The organism is Micromonospora sp. RL09-050-HVF-A, from assembly GCF_019374995.1.
GTDB lineage: Bacteria > Actinomycetota > Actinomycetes > Mycobacteriales > Micromonosporaceae > Micromonospora > Micromonospora antibiotica.
In genome coordinates, this window is the sequence record NZ_JAGKQP010000003.1 from 1 (window position 1) to 9342 (window position 9342).

A 9342-nucleotide genomic window follows, 5' to 3' on the forward strand; every position below is an offset into this window, starting at 1 on the left:
TGCAGGCCTTATTTCCTCCCGACTCCGGGCGGAACGGTTCAGTTCAGCTCGCCGCAGCGAGCTGGCGACCCCAGTACTGCTCCACCTGGTCGCCGAGGACAGCAACGGCAACCAGGTGAGTCGCCTTCCAATCAGCTTTACCACTCACCTCGCCGGCTCCATGGGCGCGACAATCGTCGGCACCGACGTGTCCCGCACGGTGACCGCTCACCTGCAGATGAGCTACCAGATGCCACCAGCCGAGAGGGTAGACGATGGCTGGCAGGCTCTGGTTGGGCAGTTGAAGCTTGGATGGCGAGTCCGGCCGGACAATTACCGTCGACGCTGCGCCCGATGGCCGAGATAGTCAAGGCATGCGTTGTTGACGGGCATCGCTGCACGTCTGGTCCGGCAGGCAGCGGTTGGTTCATCTACCAACTCCGATGATGGCCGACTTGGCCAATGTTGCTGACCTCGTCCTGCTGCTCGACGACCTCCAGGAGCACTTAGGGCTGACAGAGCCGATACCAGATGATCTGACAGAAGTAGATGCTCTGACGCTCGCGATGGCCTGGTCGGTTCTGTCGACAGGTCAAGGAAGCTGGCCGAATGCGGTCCTCGAACGAACTGTGACCGCCGACGGCGTCATCGCCTTCATGGAACACCGCTCTGGTCTGCCGAGCCCGGCGAGCTCGTGCTGACACAGCCTAGTCTCGTCGTCGGCGGCGCCGGCATGCAGCTAGACCTCGGTCCTGTCGAGGTCCGCTTCCCCGCGTCGTTGTGGAGAATCGAGCTGAAGTCGAGGCTGCAGGCCGCATCGGTGCCTCGGTTGTCGTACGGTTCGTGTCCTCCGACGGTGCGACGCCCGTGGTCAGATCGCTGTCAGCGGACCCGCCAGTCAGGCCCGCGTGACTGAAACTGTCACCTATCGGTCCAGCAGACCCTTGGTCGTGCATCGGACGAGGTTCAGGCCAACATCGGCTAACGCCTCCTCGTCAGCGTGGGGTCTGACTTCCAATCCGAGGTCCGGATTTGTAATCCCTTGGTGTCAGCGCTCGTCGGCGGATGTGGCCCACACGCCATGCCGAAACCCAGCTCCACCACTCCCGACGACCAGCCTCAGCCGGTCCCGGTCGGGTTGCTCCTCCCCCACACCCGCACAGGGCGAACGCACAGCCCGGAAGTGCCGGACTGGCACGGACTATCCCCGAACCATCTCGCCTACCTCATCCGCGGTATACGACGCCGGAGATGTAGTCCTCGACCTCGACGCGCACCCGCCGCCCTGGCCGCGACCACCTACCTGCACCGGATACCAGCCCAACTACTCACCGACCCCCACGGTCTGCGCTTGTGGCCTTCACCTTCCGCAGGTCCGAACTCTGGCGTTCCTCACCCGGCCGATCGGGGTGTCGACCTGATCCTGGCGGTGCTACCCGGACGACCGAGGGGGACTCCCCCGATGACCCGACGACCGCGATGAGCACCTGGCGGCTACTGCTGCGCCCCGGTGGGTTCCTGATCGCCGGACTCACCACCACACCACCCCCGCCCGGCAGGTTCAGCTACCGCGCGACGGTCATCGCCGCAGCCCGCGCCGCCGGCCTCTTCTACCACCAGCACATACCCGCCCTCCTCGTCCCGCTCCCGAGCACGAACCGCGCACCACCCCGCAGCGCCCCGACGAAGGCGACGACCGACGGCGGCTGCTCGCTGGCCGGCACCTTCCGACGTTCCGGGACCTGGTCGTGTTCGGACTACCGCCACCGGTGAGGAGAACGCCCATGCCTGAGCCTCGTCCGTCGCAACGGGCCACCGGCCTGCACAACTCCGAACCGCCGTACCCTGACGGGCCCGATCTGGTGGCCCTGCTCGCCGAGGGCTACCTCGGCACGGTCTGGCTCACCGGCCAACACCCGTCCCGCGACCTACGACGCGGCCGGTACACCCCCGAGTCACTGACCCACCCCGGCAAAATGCTGCCCACCATCGCCCGGTACGCCATCCGCACCTACACCAACCCCGGCGACGTGGTCCTCGACCCCATGGCCGGCATCGGCACCACCGTCATCGAAGCCATGCACCTCGGCCGCCACGGCGTCGGCGTCGAGTACGAAGCCGAATGGGTCGCCAAAGCAGCCGACAACATCCATCACGCCCTCAAAGCTGGTGCGCGAGGTCGGGGCGAGATCTACCACGGAGACTCCACCGCCCTACCGGCCCTGCTGCCGGCCAGCCTGCACGGACAAGTCTCCCTGGTGATCACCTCACCGCCCTACGGGCCGTCCACCCACGGCCACGTCCGCACACCAGGCCCGAGACGCGGACAAGTCCGCAAGATCAACCACCGGTACGGCAGCAGCGACAACCTCGCCTACCGCACCCCCGGCCAACTCGCCGACGGGTTCACCGCGATCCTCACCGGCTGCCACCAACTCCTGCGTCCCGGCGGACACGTCATCGTCACCGCCCGCCCCTACCGCCGCCACGGCGAACTCATCGACATCCCCGGCATGGTCGCCGCCGCCGGCACCAACGCCGGACTCGAACTCGTCGAGGAGTGCATCGCCCTCATCTGCGGCGTCCGCGACGGCCGGATCATCCCCCGCGCCTCGTTCTTCCAGCAGAAGAACATCCGCGACGCCATCGCCACCGGCGACCCGCAATGGCTCCTGCAACACGAAGACGTGGCAGTCCTTCGCGCGCCGCTGAACTCCGCCCCACACGATGCCGCGAGCTGGTTTGTGCGCAACACGGCGCACGCTAACCAGCTTGATGACTTCACCCAGCAACGCGTGGATCGACGTGCACAGGCGGTGCCCGCCGGAAACGCCAGTCCCGGCGGCAGCGCCATCGATCCCCGGTCCCGCCCGGACCGGGACGATGAAAGGACACCCGATCCGTGCCCGCCCCATCTGCACCCCACGCCAGGGGACGTACGACGCGCCCCCATCGACCGCCGGTGGTCCGACGATCCCCCCAGGCCACACCCCCAGCCCGGCTCACCCACCACGACGGGCCCGCAGTGAACACCCCGGCCGCCGAGTGGCGACCCGACCCCCTCCTGACCATCGACGACGTCGCGGCCTGGCTGGGCAAGCCGAAGAACACCCTCTACGCCTGGCACAGCCGAGGCAAGGGACCACGCGCCATCCGCGTCGGCAACACCCTGCGCTACCGACGCAGCGAGATCGAACGCTGGCTCGACGCCCACACCGACCCGGAGCGCTGAGCCATGGCCCGACCCCCACTACCCATCGGAACCTGGGGCAACATCCGCACCGAGAAGCTCGGCCCCAACCGGTACTGCGCCCGAACCCGATACCGCGATCATGACGGCCGGACCCGCGACGTCGAGGCCACCGACACCACCGGCCCCGCCGCCATCCGAGCGCTGAAGATCAAACTGCGCGACCGCGTGGCCCCCAACGACGACGAGATCACCCGGGAGACGCACGTCAGCACGCTCGCTGCTCTGTGGCTGGAAGAGATCACCGCAGAGGAACGCGTCTCGCCGCAGAGCATCAGCAGATATGAGATCAGCGTTCGGGTCTCCATCGTGCCCGCCCTGGGTGACCTACGGATCCGAGAGGCCAGCGCGGGCCGCATCGACAAGTTCCTGCGCAAGATCGCCGAGGACCGCCCGTCGGCCGCCAAGAGCGCGAAGGTCGTCCTCGGCCAGATGTTGGCCCTGGCCGTACGTCGCGGCGCGCTCACGACCAACCCCATTCGCGACACCAGCCGCCTACGCAAGCCACGCAAGACCGTAGTCGCCCTTGAACGGGAACAACTCGACGATGTCCGCTCAGCGATCCGGAGGTGGCAACGGCCGACCCCCGGCAAGTCAGGCCCTCGCCCCACCAGCGACTTGGCCGACATCGTTGACCTCATGCTCGCCACCGGCGCCCGCATCGGCGAGATCCTGGCGCTGCGGTGGGAAGACCTGGATCTCGCCGTCGAACACCCCGTCCTGACGATCTGCGGCACCATCATCTACGTCAAAGGCCAGGGCTTCTTCCGCCAGGAGTGGACGAAGACCGACGCGGGATTCCGGTCAGTAGTCCTGCCCGCTTCGCGGTCGGAATGCTGATGGCCCGCAAGCTCGACGCCGCCGACAACCCCCACGACGCGATCTTCGCCTCCCGACGCGGCACCTGGCTCTCCCCACCGAACGTCCGCCGGCAGTGGCGTGCAGCCCGCGCCGACACCGGCCTCGAATGGGTCACCCCGCACACCTTCCGCAAGACCGTCGCCACCCTGATCGACAGGGAGGCCAACACCGACAGCGCCGCCGCCCAACTCGGACACGGAAGCAACGAGATCACCAAGAAGCACTACATCGTCAAGGCCGCCCTCGCCCCGGACAGCTCCGCCATCCTCGAACAGCTCGGCGGAAGGCCAACGTCAGACGATCCGGAGAACCCCGGCCCTGGCCCGCAGCCGACCGCATAGACGGGCAGCGGCCGGCAGCACCACCCGCCCCGTCGAATGTGATCGCCCCACGGCGTTACTGAGGGGTTTACGGGGGCGGTTCAAAACTACATAGACAAACATCAAGGCCCTGTCCAGCTACATGCTGGTCAGGGCCTTTTTGTGGTGCGCCGCCAGGGACTCGAACCCCGAACCCGCGGATTAAGAGTCCGCTGCTCTGCCAGTTGAGCTAGCGGCGCTCGTTGGCAACGGAGAGAACACTAGCACGGGCCATGAGCGGGGTTCCAATCCGATACCCGGCTCCACTCTTCGGGCGAGCTTAACGGGCAAAAGGCTTCAGATCCCCCCGCCGGAGAGCTTCCGGCATCGAGCTGGTGGCCGACATGGGGCACGATGTCCGCCAGGTACGCGAGAACAGAGGTGGGGATGGGCAGGTTCACGCGGGGCGGGGCGATGGCGGGCGCTCTCGTCCTGGCGGCGTCGCTGGCTCTGGCCGGCTGCGGCGGCGACCAGAAGAAGGAAGCCGAGTTCGTCGGCGGCACCGGGGCTTCGCCCAGCGCCGAGGCGGTGACCCCGGCGCAGTCCGGCGGAGCGTCGCCGTCGGCACCGGTGGCGGACGGCCTGGCGGTCAGTCCGGCCGACGGGGCGAAGGGCAGACCGGTCAGCACCGAGATCAGCGCCGACCTCCCGGGCGGCGGGAAGGTCTCCTCGGTCACCCTGACGACGGGTGACGGCAAGCAGGTCGGCGGGAAGCTGCGGCTGGACGGCAGTTCCTGGGTGCCGTCGTCGGCACTGAAGTACGGCACGAAGTACAAGGCCACGGTGATCGGCACCGGTGCCGACGGCCAGCCCCGGCAGGGGGTGAGCACGTTCACCACGATGGCCAAGCCGAGTTCGATGATCGGCTCCGGCCTCTACCTCTTCGACGACCGGACCTACGGCGTGGCCATGCCGGTGGTGGCCGAGTTCAGTCCGGGCATTCCGCAGAAGGACCGGGCAGCCGTCCAGAAGCGGATGTTCGTCAAGACTGATCCGCCGCAGCCGGGTGCCTGGCACTGGGTGTCCAGCGGCACCCAGGCGTACTACCGGGGGCCGGAGTACTGGCAGCCGGGGACGACGCTGAGCGTCCGGATCGCGCTGGCCGGGATTCCGCTGAGCAACGGCCGGTACGGCAACGTGGACCGGTCGGCGACCGCCAAGATCGGGCGGGCCTTCGAAATGAAGGTGGACAACGCCACCAAGCAGATGGAGGTGTTCCAGGGCGGCCAGTTGATCAAGACGTTGCCGGTCAGCCTGGGCAAGAAGAGCACTCCCTCCTCCAGCGGCACCATGGTGGTGATGGAGAAGAAGGAGAAGACCGTCTTCGACACGATGGACGAGCCGGACCCGGCCAACCAGTACCGCACCGAGATCGATTTCGCCCAGCGGCTGACCTGGGGCGGCGAGTACATCCACGCGGCACCGTGGTCCGAGGGGGTGCAGGGTCGGCGCAACGTCTCGCACGGCTGCGTCAACGTGTCGATGGCGATGGGCAGGTGGCTCTTCTCCCAGACGAAGGTGGGCGACCCGATCACGGTCAAGGGCACCCCACGCAAGCTCGAAGCGGGTAACGGGTGGACGGCGTGGAGCCTGACCTGGGCGGAGTTCGTCAAGGGCAGCGCGCTGCCGGTTCCACAGGGCGGCTCGGGTCCGCTGGTCTGACCTCCGCTCCGGGTCGACGCAGGTCGCCGACCCGGAGCGGCACGGGCCGGTGACCCATCGTCATCGCACCCCGCTCGGCGGCGTGTTTCAGTTCACCCTTCGCAACCGACGGGCGTGCCGCCGCGTCTGTGAGGGACGATGGGACATCGGGGACCACGACTGTGAGGGAATCATGCGAGTTGTCCAGGACCACCTGACCGGGCGTACCGGTCGCCGCCGGGTGCTCGCGGCGGGGGTCCTCGCCGCGGCGCTGGCCCTCACCTCCGCCTGCACCGGCTCGGGCGGCGACAAGCCGTCGAGCTGGCAGGGCGGCGGCGAGGAGGCCGCGCCGAAGGCCAGCGCGACGATCACCGAACCGAAGGCCGACGCCACCGACGTCCCGGCCTCCACCGGCATCGTCTTCACCGCCAAGGATGCCAAGGACACCACCGTCGCGCTCACCGACGCCGCCGGCAAGGCCGTCGAGGGCAAGCTCGCCGCGGACGGCGCGAGCTGGCTCCCCGACGGCACCCTGGAGTACGGGGAGAAGTACACCGCCACGGTGACGGCGACCGGTGAGGACGGCAAGCCGGCGACGGCCACCAGTGCCTTCACGGTGATGGCCAAGCCGGACAAGCAGGTGCGGGTCACCAGCTTCCTCGGTGACAACCAGGTGGTCGGGGTGGCCATGCCGCTGATCGTGAAGTTCGGTCGGGCCGTGCCGGAGGACTACCGCGACGACGTGCAGCGCCGGATGACGGTCACCAGCACCCCGGCCCAGGAGGGCGTCTGGCACTGGGTCAGCCCCACCGAGGTCCGCTACCGGCCCAAGGAGTTCTGGCAGTCGGGCACCACGGTGTCGTACCAGGTGCGGGCCGGCGGGCTGCCGATGGGCGGCGGCTGGTACGGCCGGTCCGACCTGACGGTGGACGTCAAGGTCGGCCCGTCGGTGGTGATGCAGGTCGACAACAAAACCAAGCGGATGACCGTCACCAAGGACGGCAAGGTCGTCAAGACGATCCCGGTCAGCCTGGGCAAGAAGAGCACCCCGTCGTCCAGCGGGACGATGGTGGTGATCGAGAAGCTCCGCAAGACGGTCTTCGACACGATGGAGGAGCTGGGCCCGGAGGAGGGCTACCGCACCAAGATCGACTATGCCCAGCGGCTCACCTGGGGTGGCGAGTTCATCCACGCCGCCCCCTGGTCGGAGGGTCAGCAGGGCACCACGAACGTGTCGCACGGCTGCGTCAACGTGTCGATGAAGGACGGTGCCTGGCTGTTCGCCAACACCAAGATCGGTGACCCGATCACGGTCAAGGGCACCGAACGCAAGCTCCAGAACGGCAACGGCTGGACCGACTGGAACATGAGCTGGGACCAGTACGTCAAGGGCAGCGCCCTGCCGTACGACCCGGACGCCGGGCAGCCGGACACCGACGCCTCCCCCGACGGGGCCACCGCCACGCCGAGCGCCGAGCCGACGCCCTGACCGACGCCCTGACCGACCGCAGCCGGCCAGCCGGGTCCTGACCGACCGGCCCACGCCGATCTTCCACGACCGGCCCCCGTCATCAGGCGGGGGCCGGTCCGCGTGCGGGGTGTGCTGCCCGCCGGGCCAGCCCCTGGCCCCCTACAACGACTCAGGCCCCCTCGATTGAGGGGGCCTGAGCTGCGGTGGAGCAGATCCACCAACCGGGTGACTGATGGGAATTGAACCCACGACAACCGGGACCACAACCGGTGCTCTGCCAACTGAGCTACAGCCACCATGCCGTCCGCGCCGGTTTCCCGGGCGGGTGCGGACTAATAATAGCCACACCCGGACGGGGGCCGTCCAGCGGGTTCCGCCGGCCGGCCGGCACCGGCCTAGAGCTGTGCCGCGATCGCCTTCGCCGTCTCGACGTCCGGGCCGGGCAGCGGCACGAACAGGGTGCGCCGGTAGTACTCCAACTCCCGGATGCTCTCCTGGATGTCGGCCAGGGCCCGGTGCGCCAGCCCCTTGCGCGGCTGCCGAAGTACACCCGGGGGTACCAGCGCCGGCACAGTTCCTTGATCGACGACACGTCGATCATGCGGTAGTGCAGGTGGGCGTCGAGCCGGGTCATGTCCCGGGCGATGAAGCCCCGGTCGGTGGCGATCGAGTTGCCGCACAGCGGCGCGGTACGCGGGTCCTTCACGTGGCTGGTGACGTACTCCAGGACCAGGTCCTCAGCCTCGGCGAGGGTGACGGTGGAGCGGCGCACCTCCTCGGTGAGACCCGATTTGGCGTGCATGGTGCGGACGACCTCCGGCATCGCCTCCAGGGCCGCCTCGTCGGCGTGGATGACCACGTCCACACCCTCACCCAGCACGTTGAGGTCGGGTCGGTGACCAGTGCGGCCACCTCGATCAGCTTGTCGCTACCGAGGTCGAGCCCGGTCATCTCACAGTCGATCCAGACGAGAAGGTCAGCCACCGGGACAGACTACGCGCAGCCCAGGTGCCCGCGCCTCGGCACTGTCGCGGGTGGGACCGCTAGGGTTTCCCCGTGCCCGCCGAATCCGTCGCTTCCCCCGTCAACGCCCCGGAGGACCAGCGGAGCCGTACGGCCCGCCGGGTCGTCACGGTGGTGGCGTTGGCGGCCGTGCTGCCGGCGCTCTACCTGCCGGGCCTGGTGCACGACTTCTTCGACCTGAAGATCTACATGCGGGCGATGGACTGGTGGGCGTCCGGCATCCGCTCTACGACTACGTGCAGCCCGACCGGGTGCAGGGTGAGCTGTACTTCACGTACCCGCCGTTCAGTGCCCTGCTGTTGCGGCCGTTCGGGGTGCTGCCGCTGGGCCTGACGATCGTCATCTTCACCGTGCTGACCTGCGTCGCCGTCGTGGTCACCACCCGCTGGCTGGTGCTGCCGGTGATCGAGCGGCACGGTCTGCACCGGACGTTCGCGCTCACCGTGGCGGTGCTGCTGGTCTTCGCGGTGGAGAGCACCCGGGAGACGATCACCTTCGGTCAGATCAACATGCTGCTGGTGGTGCTGATCCTGGCCGACCTGCTCTTCGCCGTACCGCAGGCGCGACGGTGGGCCGGGGTGGGCGTCGGGCTGGCCACGGCGCTCAAGCTCTTTCCGGGCATCTTCATCGTCTACCTGCTGGTGACCCGGCGCTGGCGGGCGGCCGTGGTGGCGAGTGTCACGGCGGCGGCAGCGACGCTGCTGGCCGCCGCGGTGGCCCCCCGCGACTCGTGGCGGTTCTGGACCCACGAGTTGTGG

Annotated in this window: 7 protein-coding genes, 2 tRNA genes and 3 pseudogenes; 9 read left to right on the plus strand and 3 right to left on the minus strand. The window is 68.5% G+C overall.

Annotated elements, in window-relative coordinates; translation table 11 throughout:
• From J7462_RS31510 to J7462_RS31535, 6 genes and pseudogenes are all read left to right on the plus strand, one after another.
• A partial coding sequence (locus J7462_RS31510) for a hypothetical protein (RefSeq protein WP_219470971.1) occupies positions 1-346 on the plus strand: 346 nt, incomplete at its 5' end.
• A 79-nt stretch (positions 347-425) separates the two neighbouring features.
• The gene (locus J7462_RS31515) at positions 426-680 is read left to right on the plus strand and encodes a hypothetical protein (RefSeq protein WP_219470973.1); all 255 of its coding nucleotides are present in this window, start codon (positions 426-428) and stop codon (positions 678-680) included.
• A 778-nt stretch (positions 681-1458) separates the two neighbouring features.
• Positions 1459-1752, plus strand: coding sequence for a hypothetical protein (locus tag J7462_RS32875; RefSeq protein WP_255599282.1), 294 nt, complete (start codon positions 1459-1461; stop codon positions 1750-1752).
• A gap of 11 nt (positions 1753-1763) precedes the next feature.
• Complete coding sequence (locus tag J7462_RS31525) at positions 1764-3008, plus strand: TRM11 family methyltransferase (RefSeq protein WP_219467881.1); 1245 nt, start codon at positions 1764-1766, stop codon at positions 3006-3008.
• A complete protein-coding gene (locus J7462_RS31530) occupies positions 3005-3211 on the plus strand; it encodes an AlpA family transcriptional regulator (protein ID WP_219467878.1) in 207 nt (68 codons plus the stop codon). The genes J7462_RS31525 and J7462_RS31530 overlap by 4 nt, the downstream gene beginning before the upstream one ends.
• 3 nt (positions 3212-3214) lie before the next feature.
• Positions 3215-4431 (plus strand): annotated as a pseudogene (locus J7462_RS31535) (tyrosine-type recombinase/integrase).
• A gap of 142 nt (positions 4432-4573) precedes the next feature.
• Here J7462_RS31535 and J7462_RS31540 read toward each other — a convergent pair.
• Positions 4574-4649, minus strand: a tRNA-Lys gene (locus tag J7462_RS31540).
• Between the two features lie 187 nt (positions 4650-4836).
• On the opposite strand from J7462_RS31540, the gene J7462_RS31545 reads away from it, so the two are divergent.
• Together J7462_RS31545 and J7462_RS31550 are read left to right on the plus strand one after the other, a co-directional pair.
• The gene (locus J7462_RS31545; protein WP_219467756.1) at positions 4837-6111 is read left to right on the plus strand and encodes an Ig-like domain-containing protein; all 1275 of its coding nucleotides are present in this window, start codon (positions 4837-4839) and stop codon (positions 6109-6111) included.
• Positions 6112-6283: 172 nt separating this feature from the next.
• Positions 6284-7579 carry an Ig-like domain-containing protein gene (locus tag J7462_RS31550; RefSeq protein ID WP_219467753.1) on the plus strand — a complete coding sequence of 432 codons (1296 nt, stop codon included), beginning with the start codon at positions 6284-6286 and terminating at the stop codon, positions 7577-7579.
• A gap of 206 nt (positions 7580-7785) precedes the next feature.
• Here the strand turns inward: J7462_RS31550 and J7462_RS31555 are convergent.
• Positions 7786-7857 (minus strand) — tRNA-His (locus tag J7462_RS31555).
• Between the two features lie 99 nt (positions 7858-7956).
• Positions 7957-8512 (minus strand): annotated as a pseudogene (orn, locus tag J7462_RS31560) (oligoribonuclease).
• Between the two features lie 105 nt (positions 8513-8617).
• Between orn and J7462_RS31565 the strand changes: the two are divergent.
• A pseudogene (locus J7462_RS31565) lies at positions 8618-9342 on the plus strand (glycosyltransferase family 87 protein); the annotation flags it as partial.